We start from the raw sequence: 17,433 nt of genomic DNA, 5'->3' as shown, positions 1-17,433 counted from the left end.
ATCCCAGCCTCTTTAGTTAAAAGGAGAGAGACAGACGATGAATAAGGGGATAAAACTCCATTGGCTGCTGATCGGAGTATTTTTAGTTAACTTCGGGAATAGCTTTGTTTGGCCATTAACAACCGTATATATTCATGATCAACTACACCAATCACTAACCATTGCTGGATTGGTGATCCTTTGTTATTCGGGAGCAAATGTTGTTGGTAGTTATATTGCCGGAATTCTCTTTGATCGATATAATCCACGGACTTTGATGATTGAAGGCTTGATCGGGGCAGTCATCACAATGTTTGTCTTGGTTTGGAAAAGTAATTGGCCAATTTATCCTGTGATGTTAACCTTGGTCGGTTTCTTCAATGGTTGGCTAGTTACCTTGCATAATTCATATGGGACCATGGTAAAGGGACATGACGGCCGATTTGTATTTAATATGATCTATTTCTCCAATAACCTTGGAATGGTTTTTGCGACGAGTGTTGTTGGCCCCCTTTATCAACTTGTGCGTAATCATGTTGGGCCATTGTTCCTTTTGACGGGGATCTTATACTTATTCTTTATCCTAATTGTCGCGAAGTTTTATCGAGTTCAGGTTAGTCGTCAACGAATAGCTGCCGTTGATGAAAAGGAGATTATCAAGAATAAAACGACGAAATTACCAGTGCCAAACCTTATTACGATCTGGACGATGTTTATTGCCATGGTGATTATTTGGATTGCTTATTCTCAGTGGTCTAGTAATATGTCAGTATATGTTACTAATCACGGGATCTCGATGACCTTATACAGCCTTCTCTGGACGATTAATGGGTTAATGGTGGTCCTTTTACAGCCGTTGATGAATATTGTTAATCAATATGTGAAGAACGATTATTTAAAGATTTACGTGGGAATTTGTGGCATTATGATGTCGTTTGTTGTATTAGTGTTCGCTAAGCAGTATTGGTGGTTTGTGCTTGGGATGGTAGTCCTTACCCTGGGTGAAATTACGGTTTTCCCAACGGTGCCTGCCGTGGTTGATCAACTATCGCCGACAGACGAAAAGGGACGCTATCAAGGCTTATTAAATGCTCTAATTTCTTTTGGTAAAGCGGTTGGCCCCGCTATTGGTGGAATGATAATTGAAGGATTATCATATCAACCATTGTTTATTGCCTGTGCTGGGGCATTGATTGTAGTTGTTGTAGTGGCAAGCATCATCTTGGAGCGAACGAAAAAACTAGTTACTGAATATTAATTATTCCCTGGGAAATAATGGGAAAATAAAAAGGACGATCACTTCTTTAGTGATCGTCCTTTATTATTATGGGCAGTCAGGGGATCGAACCCTGGACCCACGGATTAAGAGTCCGTTGCTCTGCCAGCTGAGCTAACTGCCCATGTCATATTGACAACACAAATAATAATATCAATTCTTGTTTGATTTTGCAAGAGAAAATTTAGAATGACCAGCCAAATAGGTTATGACAATAAAAAAAGAGATTGAAGAAAAAGCTTCAATCTCTGTAAACCTCTGATGGGCAGTCAGGGGATCGAACCCTGGACCCACGGATTAAGAGTCCGTTGCTCTGCCAGCTGAGCTAACTGCCCATAAATATCAGAACAATAAGTATAATATCAGTTATTGGAAACTTTGACAAGGCTTTTTTGATATTTTTTTAAATTAACCGAGAAGTGGTATAATATGAAAGTAATTAAAACGGATAAATTAGGAATTAAAGGCACTGCTAGCGGTGACTTAATTAGTTCCATTATCAATTGGAGGAATTCACATGGCCAATAAAGTTTTGGTAGTTGATGATGAAAAACCAATTTCAGACATCATCAAATTCAACTTAGAGAAAGAGGGCTACGAAGTCGTAACCTCTTTTGATGGTGAAGAAGGCCTGGAAAAGGTTGAAAGTGACCAGCCTGATTTGATTATTCTTGACCTGATGTTGCCGAAAATTGATGGCCTCGAAGTAGCCAAACGGGTGCGGGCTAAGCATAATACACCAATTATTATGGTTACTGCCAAGGATTCAGAACTTGATAAAGTTTTAGGGCTTGAATTAGGGGCAGATGACTACGTTACTAAACCATTTTCCAATCGTGAATTAGTAGCACGGGTGAAGGCTAATCTACGGCGTCAGGATGCTGCAAACACACCTAATGCAGAAACGGAAAATAATGATATTAAAATTGGTGATTTAACCATCCATCCCGATGCATACACTGTCACTAAACGCGGAGATAATATTAACTTAACTCATCGTGAATTTGAATTGTTGCATTATTTGGCCCAACACATTGGCCAAGTAATCAAGCGTGAACAACTCTTACAAACGGTTTGGGGATATGACTATTTCGGTGATGTCCGGACAGTTGATGTGACGGTCCGTCGTCTACGTGAAAAAATTGAAGATAATCCAAGTCACCCACAATGGCTAGTAACTCGGCGTGGGGTTGGCTATTACTTAGCAAATCCTAATCAAGAGTAGGAGTAAATAAGTTGTGAATAGCAAACTAAAATTTTATCAATCTATTCATTTTAAAATCGCCCTAGTATTTGCGTTAATGTTAATGTTGACGTTGGAAATTGTTGGGGCGGTTTTTGTGCGTCAATTGGAACGGCAGAACCTTTCTAATTTTCGCCAGCAAATTGAACTACCATCATATATTGATAACTCATTAGCAACACAACTTGGGCGAAAAAATACGAAAAAGGCTAATCGCCAAATTCGTGAAATCCTGACAGAAGTAAATAATAACAACATTTCTGAAATTCGGGTTATTGATAATAAGGGAATTATTCGTGGGAGCAGTAATCCTAGTAACCGCAATATGGTTGGTCAGCGAACAACGGATAGTACGGTTAAAAATGTTTTAGCTACTAACCGTTCGCATAATAAAAATGTTTATGATAATGATAACCATAATCGCTATTATGTAAATGTTGTCCCGCTATTAAGCAATAACAATGCCAATAACGTTGTTGGAGCCGTTTATATGCGGGCTAGCCTAGAGGGCGTTTACTCAACGATCAATAATATTTCCTTAATCTATGTATTTGCTGCATTAGTAACAATTATTATTGGTTTGGGAATTACGATTATTATTTCCCGGGAAATAACCCGGCCAATTGAGGAAATGCGTAAGCAAACACTCCGAATTGCCCGTGGTGACTATTCTGGTCGAGTTGCGGTAATGGGTAATGATGAATTGGGACAACTGGCTGGTGCAATTAATAACTTGTCTGTTCGGGTGGAAGAAAGTCAGGAAGTTTCCGAAGCGGAACAACGGCGCTTGAATAGCGTACTTTCTCACATGTCAGATGGTGTTCTGGCAACTGATCGTCGAGGAAATATTACGATTATTAATGAGACTGCTCAACAACTGTTGGATGTCAATGAGGATGATAACGTAATTGGTAAATCGTTATTAGATATTTTGGGAATCAGAAAAGATTACACAATGCGAGAACTGGTTGATGATGACGTTCAACAAATTCTAATTGATAATAGTGATACAAGTGGCATGATTCTTTCGGCTTACTTTTCAGTTGTGCAGCGTGAATCCGGGTTTGTCAGTGGGTTCGTTTGTGTTTTGCATGATGTTACTAGTCAACAGAAGGAAGATCAGGAACGTAAACAATTTGTTTCAAACGTTTCGCATGAATTACGGACACCATTAACGAGTGTTAAAAGTTACGTTGAGGCATTGAGTGATGGTGCTTGGAAGGATGCAGAGATTGCTCCCCAATTTTTAAAGGTAGTTCAAGATGAAACCGACCGAATGATCAGAATGATTAATGATTTACTGAGTCTATCTAGAATGGATTCCGGGACAGTAAAATTAAATCTTGAATACGTTAATATCAACGAACTTTTTAATTATATTCTGGACCGTTTTGATATGATTTTGAAAAAAGAAACGGATCCACAGCAAAAGAAGTATACGATTCAGCGCAAGATTACTCAGAAGGATCTCTGGGTTGAAATTGATACTGATAAGTTCACCCAAGTGATTGATAATATTATGAATAATGCTGTCAAATACTCACCTGATGGTGGTGTAATCACTGCTCGTCTGATGGAGACTAAGAATCACGTCATTATGAGTATTGCCGATCAAGGGCTGGGGATTCCACGGAAGGATATCGGCCATATTTTCGATCGGTTCTTCCGAGTTGATAAGGCGCGTTCCCGGAAACAAGGTGGAACCGGGTTAGGATTAGCGATTTCAAAAGAAGTGGTAAACCTCTTAGGCGGTCAAATCTGGGTTGATAGTATCGAAGGTAAAGGATCAACTTTCTACATTTCCCTACCATATGTACCATACGATGAAGGAGATGAATGGGATGCTAGCGAAGATTAAAGATAACTGGTTAGCCATTGTTTTAACCATTGTGGTGGTTATTAGTCTCATTCTCTCTGGAATTGTGTGGGTAAACCCATACCGGTCGGATCATCGCTTTTTTGGTGATTCTGGAACAAGTACAGGACGACAAGTCACAACTCAGTCGATGCGAGACATTTATTTGCCAACGCAGGTCATCAAAACGAATGATGATCAAGGACAAAAACTCCTTTATGGTCAAGCTAAAAATCCTGTGTTAACTGCTCGTCAAAGCATTGAACGTTGGCGAATGCACCGGTTAACGAGGATTGAGTCTGGTCGGCAAAATAATTATCTGAATTATCTGCGTTTAAATAATTCGGTAATGTTGTCGTACCCATCTAGTGTGCCGATGACAATCTTTAACGATAGTTTCAATCAAAATCTCAATTATAATAACCTTAGTCGAATTGATCATATTGTGATTCCGTTGAATAAAAGTAATCGGATTAACCGGATTTATTTGTTGAGTAATAATAATTATCGGGTTTTTCGGGTGAAGGTTGATAACGCTAATACTAAGGCGATTAAAGAATCTTTAAAGGGTGGCTCATCAATTAGCGTTGACCATAAGATTTATGGTGGTCATCCGATGGTTACCTATCCACATGGGGTAAAATTACCGAACTTTGGTTATCAAATTAGTAAGATTAATCCAGATAGCGTTAGCCAAACGTTAATGAATAACTCATCGAAGCAGTCGACGGTCACGTCACAACAAGAAAATAACCATATTGTTTATCAGTCAGGGACTAGTAAACGGTTGGTATATGATCCAGCAAAGGGCGCGCTTGACTATGAAAATTATGTCGGACGGTCCGATACCTTTAACTACCAACAAATCTTTGGTCATATCTATAACCAGTTAGCTAGTACGAGTATTCCATTAGATTCACTCCGCTATGACTCCTACAATGGAAAAAGCGAATCAATCACTTACCGCAGCTTCGTAGAAGGGTTCCCCATTTTTAATGATGATGGTTATGGAACTGTTCAGATCCAGAATAATCATGATGGTGCAGAGCGCTATCATTTTTCTACCTACAGTCTTCAGGTGCCGGTACCAGTAAGCAATAAAAAAACCGTTCTACCATCGTCAGCGGTGGTCTTTAATGGCTTACGATCAGTTAATAAGTTAAAGGAAGTTACGGGAATCCGGATTGGTTACCAGTGGAAGACAGATCAAAATGCTAAAACGGTAACGTTAACACCGACTTATTACATTCGCTATCGGAATAGTTGGGAAAATTATAAGAGTTTAATCAATAATTAGGGGGGACCGGAATGAATTTTAAACGAATCCAGTGGATTTTTATCATTGCCTTTGTCCTTCTTGATATTGGACTCTGTGTTTCGTTATTAATGGGGACGCAATTTCATAATAGTGGTCGGCAACAAAGTCAGTCACAGGTTACGATGAAAGAAATGAAAAATGACATGATTAGTTTTGGGTCGCTCTCCAATCATCGGCAAGATGGTTATTACATTGCGGCTCAAGACAATAATCAGTGGACTAGTAATTCACGGGTGACGGCACTAAAAAATCAGAGTTCTCATTTGAACAACGGGACAATCACTAGTACATTTCAAAAACCGATTAAAATTCATAATCAAGTTAACCAACAGCAACAACTGGATAAGATCGTGCATTCCAAACGAATTCTTCATGGTCAGGAATATACCTATTGTGCGCAGTTATCAAATAAACGGCAGGTTGTCTATACTCAAACCGTTCATGGTCAGCCGATCTTAGATAATGCAGGACAACTGCGGTTACATATCAATGATAGTAATGAAGTCACGGGATATACGCAGAATTATCTAAGTCATTTTACGACTTTGCGACCGCGTTCCCTAACGGTTTCACAGCAACAGGCGGTAACTTGGCTTTATCGGCATAACCAGATTGCTAATAATTCGCGAATCCGTTATGTTCTGTTTGGTTATGATAAGATTAAAAAGAATGGTAATCAGCTCGTATATGTTCCAATTTGGAATGTGAATGTGAAAAGCAAAACCGGTGATAATACCCAAAACTTACGGGTGAATGCCTTTAGTGGAACGCTTTTTAAAATGAATGGTGATAATTAGTAGAGAAAGGGATAGTTGTGGCAACAGCGGATAATTTACACTACAGTATTTTAGCCAGTGGTAGTAAGGGTAATTCTACATATGTTGAAACTGCCCACCACCGAATCTTAATTGATGCAGGATTAAGTGGTAAACAAATTGAAGCACGGATGGCAGCGATTAACCGCTCGTTGAAGGATGTTGAGGCCATTTTCGTTACGCACGAGCATAGTGACCATAGTCATGGTGTGGGAGTGTTAGCGCGTCGATATGGACTGGATATTTATGCTAATCGCGGTACTTGGCAAGCAATGGATAATAAAATTGGTAAAATTCCTTTGGACCAAAAGCATCTGATTGCACCAGGGACGATTAAGGACTTTGGTGATCTCCAGGTTGAAAGTTTTGCAGTTTCCCATGATGCAGCAGAACCACAGTTTTATCAGGTCCATCACGATAATAAAGCATTTTGCATTTTAACTGATACGGGGCATATTTCCGAACGAGTAGCTGGGACAATCCGTGATGCGGATGCTTATTTAATGGAATGCAACCATGATACGGAGATGCTAATAAACGGGACTAAGTACTCATGGCCGCTCAAACAACGAATTTTGGGTGATGAAGGTCACCTCTCGAATGAGGATGGTGCAGAAGCACTCACGAGCGTGATTGGCCGTCATACGAAAGAAGTTATTATTGGCCATCGCAGTTACGAAAATAACACTCGATCATTAGCACACTTAACAGTTGCCACGTTGTTAGAGCAACGCGATTTTGGGGTTGATCATGATTTTCAGCTCGACGATGCCGAACAAGATCACGCAAGTAAACTAATGACGTTATAATGAAAAATATTATAAAAATTTCAAAAATAATTCATATTTGGTTTCTATAATGAAAACTGAATAGGAGGACGTATCATGCAACAAAAAAAATAATAAATTTTGGATAAAAGTTGCTGTGGTTGGTTTAATTGCTGGTTTGATAGGTGGGGGATTATCATTAGGAATCGGTAATGTGGTTAGTGGTATTCGTGAGCGAATTGCCATGCGGACTCCCGCTGGGTCGAATAAAGCTGGTGGGACATCGGTTGCAAAAAATAAGGCGAACTTAAATAATGAATCGACGAAGGCATATAAGTCAGTTAAAGATTCAGTAGTGTCGGTAATTAATTTACAAAATCGGCAAAGCTCAAGTAGTATTTATAGTTTGTTTGGACAAAGTAGTGGTCAGAGCAGCTCTGGGAAACTGCAAACGGTTAGTGAAGGTTCTGGGGTCATCTACAAAAAGAGTGGTGGCTCAGCCTATATTGTGACTAACAACCATGTGGTATCCGGCTCAAATGCGCTCAAAGTGATCATGAGTAATGGTAAAGAAGTTTCTGCTAAGATTGTTGGGACAGATTCCACCACTGACTTAGCAGTTTTACGGATTAGTGCAGCGAATGTGAAAACTGTTGCTTCCTTTGGCAATTCTAATGACATTGCAGCAGGACAAGACGTGCTAGCAATTGGTTCCCCAATGGGCAGTGAATATGCAAATACGGTTACCAAAGGGATTATTTATGCAAAGAATCGGACAATTCGAGCGAAGTCTGGTGCTGCAGCAACTAGTGTTATTCAAACTGATGCAGCTATTAATTCAGGTAATTCTGGTGGTCCCCTTATCAATATGGCTGGCCAAGTGATCGGGATTAATTCCATGAAGTTAGCTTCTGATACTAACGGAAGCAACGTTGAAGGGATGGGCTTCTCCATTCCAAGTAACGAAGTTGTACGGATTATCAATCAACTAGTTAAAAACGGTAAAATCACTCGTCCTTCACTAGGCGTAGGATTGATTGACCTAAGTAGCGTTTCGCAAGATCAACAATCTTCAGTCTTAAAATTACCTTCTAGCGTTACTAAAGGGGCGGTCGTGATGACCATCACGGATAGTGGTGCCGCTAAAAACGCTGGTATTAAAAAATATGATGTCATTACGAAGATTGGGAATAAGTCAGTAACGGATGTTAGTTCATTACGAACCGCATTGTATAAGTATAAGGTCGGTCAATCAGCCAAAATCACATATTATCGAAATGGGAAGGCCCACACAGTTACTGTTAAGTTAACTGAAAACGATAGTTCAGCTAATAGTAGTAGTTCAGAATCGGATTCTTCCCAACAGGAAAGCGATCAAGATCAGCAAAGTCAAGATAATGATGATGCTGGATTCTAGAAAAACTGGTGCTTAGTAAGCACCAGTTTTTTTATCCTGTCAAGGACAGAACCTTGACGGTTAAGCAAAGAGAGATAGTTCGTTAATGATAGAATATTTGACATAAAAGTTTACTGGAATCATAGAATATGAATGAAAAACGAATGATTCGTCTAAAGATTGGTGATTAATAACAAACCGTGGAAAAGTTATCCACATAATTATCCACAGGCTGTTGATAGTTGTTATTTCAACGATTTTTCTTGTGTAAAAAGTTATCCACAGATTTTATCCACACTTGTTGATAAGTGGATTAAATTTAATCAAAATCGTCATAAACGTTGCTATATCAGGCACTAAGATTAAGGTGAGCGAACGATTGTTTTTGTTGCTAATGTGGATAACTTAAGTTATTAATTCGGGGTAGACCAAAGATAGAAGAACGAACTTCCCGAGTTATCCACGATCTTCTGTGGATAACTTGTGGAAAAATTGTTGAAAAGTTCTAGTTATTAACATGATGGTAAAATAGCAAGAAAAAAGTAAGGAATGAAGAATTTGAATATTAAAATTATTGGTGTGGGAAAAGTCAAAGAAAAGTATTTTAAAGATGGAATTGCTGAATATCAAAAACGCCTTGGGCGGTTTTGTAAATTTAAGATTGTTGAGGTTGCCGATGAACCGGCTCCTGAATCACTTAGCCAAAATGAAATGGTTGAGGTCATGGCGAAGGAGGGGGAGCGGATCCTCAGTAAGATTAAAGATCGGGAATACGTATTCGCGTTGGCGATTAAGGGAAAGGAACGTTCTTCAGAAGAATTTGCTAAGGAGATTAATCAGTTAACCACCTATGGGCATAGTGACCTTACTTTTGTGATTGGTGGGTCACTAGGTTTAAGTCCAGCCGTTTTGAAACGGGCAAATACGGAGATCTCATTTGGTCGGTTTACACTTCCCCATAAATTGATGCGGCTGGTGCTCACGGAACAAATCTATCGGGCATTTACGATTATTAACGGCTTACCATATCATAAATAATGTGATTGATTTTACAATCCTTCATGAATCGATAATCCATGGTTTTAATGAAACAGATTAATAAAAATGTTTAGTTTCTTGTAAATTGTGTTGATTTTCACAAACTTGGTATTACAATCAATACTGTAATTAACTTATTGGAGGCAATATCATGGAACGACAATTTGATTTCTTAATGCCAAGCGTAAACTTCTTTGGCCCTGGAGTAATCGCCAAGATTGGTGATCGGGCTAAGATGCTTGGTATGCATAAGGTCCTCGTAGTTACTGGTGGTCACATCGGTAAAATTGAAAATGGACCAGTTGATCAAACTGTTAACTCATTGAAGAAGGCGGGCGTTGAATACGGCATCTTCGATGGTGCAGAAGAAAATCCAAAGATTCGTGATATCAAGAAGGGGAAGCAAATCTATCTGGATGAAGGTTGTGACAGCATTATCACCGTTGGTGGTGGTTCTGCTCATGACTGTGGTAAGGGAATTGGAATTATTCTCACCAATGGTGACGATATTACTAAACTAGCCGGAATTGAAACGCTAGATAAGCCATTGCCACCATTGATGGCGGTAAACACGACTGCTGGTACCGGTTCTGAATTGACCCGGCACGCAGTAATTACCAATGAAGATACTCACCTAAAGTTTGTAGTTGTTTCATGGCGGAACATTCCATTGGTTTCATTTAATGACCCAATGCTCATGCTGGACATTCCACAAGCCACAACTGCCGCAACTGGTTTGGATGCCTACGTTCAAGCGGTTGAACCATTCGTTTCAGTTGACCACAATGATATTACTGATAGCCAATGTGAAAAGGCCATTCAAATTATTCAACAATACTTACCTGAAGCGGTTGCGAATGGTCACAATGTTGAAGCTCGGACCAAGATGGTCGAAGGGGAAATGCTTGCCGGAATGGCCTTCAATAACGCTAACTTGGGATATGTTCATGCAATGGCGCACCAATTGGGTGGCCAATATGATGCCCCTCATGGTGTCTGCTGTGCTTTGATGCTGCCAGTAGTTGAAGAATGGAACATCATTGCTTGTCCAGACCGGTTTGCTAAATTAGCCCAAATTATGGGTTATGACACAACTGGTATGACGACTATGGAAGCTGCCCACAAGTCAATTGATGGGATGCGTGAATTAGCTAAGTCAATTGGTATTCCTGATTCAATTAAGGCTATTGGCGCTAAGCCAGAAGACTTTGAATTAATGGCCAAGAATGCATTAAAGGATGGTAATGCATTCTCCAACCCACGGAAGGGAACTGTTGAAGAAGTTGTTAAGCTATTCCAAAAGGCTTACGACGGCATTTACTAAAATTAAAATACTTGATAACACACAAAAAGGTGATCGATTTTTCGATCACCTTTTTGTGTTTCACATGAAACATTATAGATTCAGTTTAAGATCAGTTGGCTGAACAAAAGTAGTGCGTTTAACAAAGATGAAATTCATGAGCCAAGCACAGATTACCGGAACGATTACAAACACCAGGATTACCCGTAGCAGGAGGAATGAACCGGTAGAATGCTGGTAGGCGGTCAGTGGACCGATTAATCCTGAAAAACCAAATCCAGCGGAGAATGGCGTACCGTTCATTTGGAAAATTGCTGCGAATAAACCAGAAATACCTGAAGCAATAATTACCGGGATGAATAGTTTTGGTTTTTCGAGCATGTTGGCCATTTGAATCTTGGGTGAACCTAAGAAGTGCGCCAGGGTTCCACCAATCGGGTTCACAGTTGCTCCCATCCATGCCAAAGTAAAGGAACAGGCAACGATTCCAGCATTTGCGGCCCCAGAGCCAATACCGGAAAGCGAGATTGCCATTGCGATGGCAACGGAGGAAATCGGGGAGACAATCAGAACCCCAAATAACATTCCGAGGACAATCCCCATTAATAGTGGTGACATATTAGTGGCGGCTTGGACCACCTGCCCAATTGCGTTTTGAATTGCAACCATTATGGGCATGGTCAGCAGACTAATTCCACCAGCAATCAGTAACACTAATAGTGACTCTAAAATCATTTTGAACTGACCAAGAAATTGATCTAAAAGGATTACCACAATGGAGGCAATAAAGGTTGTTAACATAATATTCAAAATAATTCCAGAACCGCTAATGATAAAAGCGGTCTTGTGGGGAACCGCGTTACCGGCAGCCACGAAGGTTGCCAGTGCCATCGAACCGACTTGTAAAGTGGTGAATTTTAAGATCATTCCTACCGCAAAGGCGGCAATGAAGGGAAAGGCGGCTTGCGCGAGATTAATCATATGGGTAATCCCGGTGGTAACCGAGTTCACTGGACAAAATTGTAGTAATTGAGAGAGCAATGCACTCGGAATTAGCGCAATGACGATGGCGATGGCATTTCCGTTAAGCGTGGCCATCGTTAATTCTTTGAGCTTGGCTTTCATAATTGTAATTTCTCCTTATCTTAATTGAATTCGTGAGGTGATGATTGACCATCAAGGATGGTTAAGACATCCGTTAAGGCAATTTCAACCATATTTTGTACTGCAATGTTGGTGAAAAAGGCAATGTGTGGGGTCAGAATAACATTGTCCATCGCGTGGAGTTCTTTGACTAATGGGACAGCATCTAAACCGTCCTCACGATGATCTTGATTAAAAATGTGTTCTTCGCCTTCGACCGTATCGAGAGCGGCTGCAGCAATCTCGTGATCTTTAAGCGCGGTGACGAGGTCCTTGGTGACGACAACAGGTCCACGGCTAGCGTTGACTAGTCCGGCAGTGGGTTTCATTAACTTGAAATCATCAAGCGTTAGCAGACCCTTGGAAGTATCGTTTAAGTCGACGTGCAATGAGACAACGTCAGATTGCTGCAGAAGTTCCTCTTTTGAAACGTATTCGACAATCCCATCCATTTCTTTTCGTGGCTTGACATCATAGCCGAGCACTCGTGCATCTAATGCCTTCAGTAATTTAGCTAGGGTGCCACCAATTCGACCAACTCCAATGATCCCAATGGTTGCGGAATGAATCTCAGTGGCTTGCAGGCCAGCCCACCGGTAATCATTTTGAGCAACCCGGTGGTCAAATGCGTATGATTTACGCAAAAGACGGAAGCTTTGCATTAAAGCATGCTCTGCAACACTACGTGGTGAATATGCTGGGACGTTAGTTACCTTTAGACCGTTTTCATGTGCTAATGGAACGTTGATGGTATCAACACCGGCCGTTCGGGTACTAATTTGTTTAAGGCCGTTAGCTTTTAAAGCAGCATAGGCATTGTCAGGAACTTTGGCGTGTTGTTGGATGACTAACCCATCCATTCCCTTAGTCATCGCGATTGCTTCATCGTCGATAAATGGCTTAGGGGTAGTTACAACATCGATCTGGTGTTGTTCCGCAAACTCGTTGATCGCTTTTTGTTCATCAGGGCGGACACTAGTCATTAAAATTTTTGTCATAATTGAATTCCTCCTAGTTATTTAACATAGTTTTGATCCGGTCGACAGCTAATTTCAGGTTGTCCATGCTGGTAGCGTAGCTCATTCTTAAGTAACCTTCACCGCCATCACCGAAATATGATCCAGGAATAACGGCAACTTTACCTTCTTGAGCTAATTTAGTAGCAAAGGCTTCATCGTCAGTACCATATTTGGTCGGTAATTTAGCGAAAACGTAGAAGGCACCATTTGGAGTTGCAACACCGAAGCCAAGATCCTGCAATGCGGCTACTAAGAAGTCGCGCCGTTTTTCGTAGGCTGCTTTCATATCAAGGGTTGCTTGATGCCCTGCTTCGCTATCGAAGATTGGAACGGCAGCGGCCATTGCTGGATCAGAAGGGGAGGTAATCATGATTGAGTGAACCATCCCTAATCGTTTCATCAATTCTGCTGGGGCTGCCATGAAACCAATCCGGTAACCAGTCATGGCTCCAGACTTAGAGGCACCATTGAGGACGATGGTTTGTCCAGGAAGAAATTTTGCAATGGAGGTGTGTTGACCACCATAAATTAGTTCAGAGTAGATTTCATCAGCAATCACAACCAGGTTCGTATCTGCTAAGACGTCTGCAAGAGCTTTTAGTTGGTCGGCTGAATAAGTAACTCCGGTTGGGTTTGATGGGTAGTTTAAAACAATTGCTTTAACATTTTCGTGCTGGTCTAAGGTGGTTTGTAATGCTTCCGGTGATAGTACGAAGTTGTTATTGCTGGTGTCAAGATTAATTGCTTCACCACCAAGAAGGTTAACGACAGCTTCGTACAGTGGGAAGGTTGGTGTTGGAATTAAGACTTGATCACCAGGTTTGATAATGGCAAAAAGTGCGGCGTAGATAGCTTCGGTTGCGCCAATCGTGACTGCAATTTCAGTTGTGGCATCATAATCGAGATCATAATGTTTCTTTAGATAGTTTGCAATTGCTTCACGTAAAGCCGGGGTTCCTGAACCTGCTGAATAGTGCGAGTCATTATCTTTGATACTCTTAATTGCAGCCTGTTTAGCAACTTCTGGAACATTGAAGTCCGGTTCACCAAGGGTTAATTTCACGATCCCGGGAATTTGACTGGCTTGATTATCAAACACTCGGATGGGCGTTGGTTGAACTCTAGAGAGGTTGGGATTGAATTGTTGACTAAGACTAGCTTTCATTTTTGGCATTGAAAAGTTCCTCCTTTAAATAAAAAACCCGGGAATTGCAATTTCTGCAACACCCGGGAGCGCTCGTTTCTTAAATGGTAGTATGCCAAATTAAGGTTGGTCGGCTTCCGGATGTATGAATCCTAGAAGCCATCACAAAAGGTTACTGACTCTAGGAGATGGAGTTCCAGAACCAGTAGCTAAACGCATTATTCAATTGAGAATAATTTAATGCAGTCATTTGTGTTACCTCATTTAATTTGATTAAGTACATTCTAATTGAAATCTAATGAATGTCAACATAAAATTTAAAATTCACAGGAAAGTATCATAAAAAAATATAAATTTATTCCACTTTTTTGTCATATTACACTTGTGGTATATCACAAATATGGTATAATAAAAACATAAAGTGTGAAGGAAGTGAGCAGTAATGCGGATTGATATTAAGAGCTATCTTAATGAAAATCACCTGACGATTTATCAGGTTGCAAAGACTTCCGGATACGGCTACACAACCTTACATAAGTCGTTTAACAAACAGCAGTCAAAAGCCACGTCATTGAACTTACGAGATCTGGATGCAATTGCGCGTGCGCAACATCGGCAGATGTGGCAAGTTTTACGCGATTTAGAAGAACACTATTTATTGGACGACTAATTCGGGTTAGCTGTATGATGAAGTTGATTCGGATGTAATTTAAAAAAGCAATTAAACAAATAGGGAGGAAAGTATTATGGCACAAAACCCAAGAGACCCATTTGACAACGACATGAATGACATTTTTAACCAATTAATGGGAGGGATGAACGGCTTTAATTCAGATAACCGTCGTTACTTGATTAACGGCCGTGAAGTTACTCCTGAAGAATTTGCTCAATATCGCCAAACTGGCCAATTGCCTGGTGGAGCTCCACAACAACCAGGACCACAGCCAAATGAAGGCAAGGACAGTATGCTCCACAAGCTTGGCCGGATTTGACGGAAGAAGCACGCCAAGGCGAATTGGACCCAGTAATTGGGCGGAATAAAGAAATTCAAGAAACTGACGAGATTTTAAGTCGGCGGACGAAGAATAACCCTGTACTTGTTGGTGATGCCGGGGTTGGTAAGACTGCAGTTGTTGAAGGCTTAGCCCAAGCAATTGTTGCTGGCGATATCCCAGCACCAATTAAGGACAAGGAAATTATCAGTATTGATATTTCCGGACTAGAAGCCGGTACGCAATACCGGGGCAGCTTTGAAGAGAATATGCAAAAGCTGATTGACGAAGTTAAGAAGGCTGGCAATGTTATCCTCTTCTTTGATGAAATTCACCAAATCATCGGTGCTGGTTCGACTGGTTCTGACAGTGGTTCTAAAGGAATGGCTGATATTATTAAGCCAGCATTGTCACTTGGTGAAATCACGGTAATCGGGGCAACGACCCAAGATGAATACCGGAACACTATTATGAAGGATGCTGCTTTGGCGCGGCGGTTTAACCCAGTAACTGTCAACGCACCAAGCAAGGCGGACACACTCGCCATCCTGAAGGGAATTCGGGACTTGTATGAACGTCACCACAACGTTAAGTTGCCAGATGACGTTCTTCAAGCAGCGGTTGACTATTCTGTTCAATACATTCCACAACGGTCACTTCCTGACAAGGCAATTGACCTGATTGATATGACGGCTGCTCACCTGGCTGCTAAGCACCCGGTAAAGGACGTCAAGGAAATCGAAAAGGAAATTGAAAAAGAAGAAAAGAAGCAAAAGGACGCTGCTAAGAAGGAAGACTACAAGGCTGCTCAAGAAGCTAAAGACAAGATCGCTGATTTGAAGAAGCAAATCAAGGATCACTCCAAGCAAGAATAAGTCACTGCTACACCGGAAGATGTTGCAGCGGCAGTTGAACAAATGACAGGTATTCCGGTTTCTAAGATCGGGGCAAGTGACGTTCAACGCTTGAAGGAAATGGACAAGCGGCTTGAAGGCAAAGTCATTGGCCAAGACGAAGCTGTTGAAGCAGTAGCACGGGCCATTCGGCGGAACCGGGCTGGCTTTGACGAAGGCAATCGGCCAATTGGGAGCTTCCTCTTCGTTGGTCCAACTGGGGTTGGTAAGACTGAACTTGCTAAGCAACTAGCCCTTGATATGTTTGGCTCTAAGAATGATATTATCCGGTTGGATATGTCAGAATACTCTGATCGGACCGCGGTTTCTAAGTTGATTGGGACGACCGCTGGTTACGTAGGTTACGATGATAACTCCAACACCTTGACTGAAAAGGTTCGTCGTCACCCATACTCCATCATTCTATTGGATGAAATTGAAAAGGCAAATCCACAAGTTATTACTTTGCTTCTCCAAGTCTTAGATGATGGTCGGTTAACAGATGGCCAAGGGAACACAGTTGACTTTAAGAATACGGTAATCATTGCGACATCCAATGCCGGTTACTCCAACGATGCTCCAGTTAAACTCGGTGACGAAAAGGATGAAGAAGACTTGATCAAGAAGTTGACCACTTACTTCCGTCCAGAATTCTTGAACCGGTTTAACGCGATTGTTGAATTCCACAGTTTGACTAAGGACGATCTGCAAAAGATTGTTGACTTAATGATTGCGGATGTAAACAAGACGTTGGCTAAGAAGGACATGGACGTTAAGGTTACACCAACGGCGAAGAAGTTCCTGATTGACGAAGGTTACGACGAAGCCATGGGTGCACGTCCACTGCGGCGGGTCATCGAACAACAAATTCGTGACAAGGTTACGGATTACTACCTTGACCACCTTGATGCAAAGCACTTAGTTGCTGAAATGAAGGATGGCAAGCTGGAAATCGTTGATGCCAAGGATGCTGCTGATGACGACAGTGACCAATACAAGGCCGACGAAAAGAAAGATGATCAAAAGGCTGACGACCAAGACTAGTCGTTAATGACAAGGAGTGGGAAGATGAACTAGACAAGCTAGTTCTTTTCCCCTCCTTTTTTTCGGCTCCGTAATGTGGTATGATCGTCCCTGTAAAAAAGTGAACCTGTCTGGGGTGCTATTTAGTTAGCTGAGAAATACCCATAGAACCTGATCTAGTTAATACTAGCGGAGGGAGACAGCAATTATTTGATGTGTAAAATATCCA

The 17,433-nt window shown here is 41.1% G+C and carries 13 protein-coding genes, 2 tRNA genes, 1 pseudogene and 1 riboswitch; of the genes and pseudogenes, 11 read left to right on the top strand and 5 right to left on the bottom strand.

Features of this window, described 5'->3' with window-relative positions; genetic code table 11:
- Positions 1-37 precede the first annotated feature (37 nt).
- A complete protein-coding gene (locus AC1EKL_RS05685) occupies positions 38-1,237 on the top strand; it encodes an MDR family MFS transporter (RefSeq protein WP_480188831.1) in 1,200 nt (399 codons plus the stop codon).
- Positions 1,238-1,306: 69 nt separating this feature from the next.
- Here AC1EKL_RS05685 and AC1EKL_RS05680 read toward each other — a convergent pair.
- Positions 1,307-1,379: transfer RNA gene (locus AC1EKL_RS05680), tRNA-Lys, on the bottom strand.
- A gap of 138 nt (positions 1,380-1,517) precedes the next feature.
- Positions 1,518-1,590, bottom strand: a tRNA-Lys gene (locus tag AC1EKL_RS05675).
- A gap of 182 nt (positions 1,591-1,772) precedes the next feature.
- Between AC1EKL_RS05675 and yycF the strand changes: the two genes are divergently transcribed.
- From yycF to AC1EKL_RS05635, 8 genes are all read left to right on the top strand, one after another.
- The gene (gene yycF, locus AC1EKL_RS05670) at positions 1,773-2,480 is read left to right on the top strand and encodes a response regulator YycF (RefSeq protein WP_480188830.1); all 708 of its coding nucleotides are present in this window, start codon (positions 1,773-1,775) and stop codon (positions 2,478-2,480) included.
- Positions 2,481-2,493: 13 nt separating this feature from the next.
- Positions 2,494-4,356, top strand: a complete 1,863-nt coding sequence (gene walK, locus AC1EKL_RS05665) for a cell wall metabolism sensor histidine kinase WalK (RefSeq protein ID WP_480188829.1) — start codon at positions 2,494-2,496, stop codon at positions 4,354-4,356.
- On the top strand, positions 4,340-5,650 hold the full coding sequence (yycH, locus tag AC1EKL_RS05660; protein ID WP_480188828.1) for a two-component system activity regulator YycH: 1,311 nt from the start codon (positions 4,340-4,342) through the stop codon (positions 5,648-5,650). Before walK ends, yycH begins: the two co-directional genes overlap by 17 nt.
- 11 nt (positions 5,651-5,661) lie before the next feature.
- Positions 5,662-6,468 (top strand): two-component system regulatory protein YycI, encoded by an 807-nt coding sequence (locus AC1EKL_RS05655; RefSeq protein WP_480188827.1) that lies wholly within the window; start codon positions 5,662-5,664, stop codon positions 6,466-6,468.
- Positions 6,469-6,479: 11 nt separating this feature from the next.
- Positions 6,480-7,295: an MBL fold metallo-hydrolase gene (locus tag AC1EKL_RS05650; RefSeq protein ID WP_480188925.1), complete on the top strand. Its 816-nt coding sequence runs from the start codon at positions 6,480-6,482 to the stop codon at positions 7,293-7,295.
- Positions 7,296-7,410: 115 nt separating this feature from the next.
- Entirely contained in the window at positions 7,411-8,670 is a 1,260-nt protein-coding gene (locus AC1EKL_RS05645) for a S1C family serine protease (RefSeq protein ID WP_480189977.1), read from the top strand.
- Between the two features lie 537 nt (positions 8,671-9,207).
- Positions 9,208-9,687: a 23S rRNA (pseudouridine(1915)-N(3))-methyltransferase RlmH gene (rlmH, locus tag AC1EKL_RS05640; RefSeq protein ID WP_006917466.1), complete on the top strand. Its 480-nt coding sequence runs from the start codon at positions 9,208-9,210 to the stop codon at positions 9,685-9,687.
- Positions 9,688-9,838: 151 nt separating this feature from the next.
- A complete protein-coding gene (locus tag AC1EKL_RS05635; RefSeq protein ID WP_480188825.1) occupies positions 9,839-11,011 on the top strand; it encodes an iron-containing alcohol dehydrogenase in 1,173 nt (390 codons plus the stop codon).
- 72 nt (positions 11,012-11,083) lie between these two features.
- On the opposite strand, the gene AC1EKL_RS05630 is transcribed toward AC1EKL_RS05635, so the two are convergent.
- Genes AC1EKL_RS05630 through AC1EKL_RS05620 form a run of 3 tightly spaced genes read right to left on the bottom strand, consistent with a single transcriptional unit; the run spans position 11,084 to position 14,326 of the window.
- Entirely contained in the window at positions 11,084-12,115 is a 1,032-nt protein-coding gene (locus tag AC1EKL_RS05630; RefSeq protein WP_480188824.1) for a PTS sugar transporter subunit IIC, read from the bottom strand.
- Positions 12,116-12,135: 20 nt separating this feature from the next.
- A complete protein-coding gene (locus AC1EKL_RS05625) occupies positions 12,136-13,131 on the bottom strand; it encodes a D-2-hydroxyacid dehydrogenase (RefSeq protein ID WP_480188823.1) in 996 nt (331 codons plus the stop codon).
- 13 nt (positions 13,132-13,144) lie between these two features.
- The gene (locus AC1EKL_RS05620) at positions 13,145-14,326 is read right to left on the bottom strand and encodes an aminotransferase class I/II-fold pyridoxal phosphate-dependent enzyme (RefSeq protein WP_480188822.1); all 1,182 of its coding nucleotides are present in this window, start codon (positions 14,324-14,326) and stop codon (positions 13,145-13,147) included.
- 412 nt (positions 14,327-14,738) lie between these two features.
- On the opposite strand from AC1EKL_RS05620, the gene AC1EKL_RS05615 reads away from it, so the two are divergent.
- The gene (locus AC1EKL_RS05615) at positions 14,739-14,966 is read left to right on the top strand and encodes a hypothetical protein (RefSeq protein WP_006917460.1); all 228 of its coding nucleotides are present in this window, start codon (positions 14,739-14,741) and stop codon (positions 14,964-14,966) included.
- Between the two features lie 76 nt (positions 14,967-15,042).
- A pseudogene (locus tag AC1EKL_RS05610) lies at positions 15,043-17,225 on the top strand (ATP-dependent Clp protease ATP-binding subunit).
- A gap of 101 nt (positions 17,226-17,326) precedes the next feature.
- Positions 17,327-17,419: riboswitch (TPP riboswitch) on the top strand.
- Positions 17,420-17,433 lie beyond the last annotated feature (14 nt).

Source organism: Limosilactobacillus sp. C0001E2 (assembly GCF_056590915.1).
The sequence above is the reverse complement of the archived record's forward strand: the minus strand, read 5'-3'. Positions and strand labels throughout refer to the sequence as shown.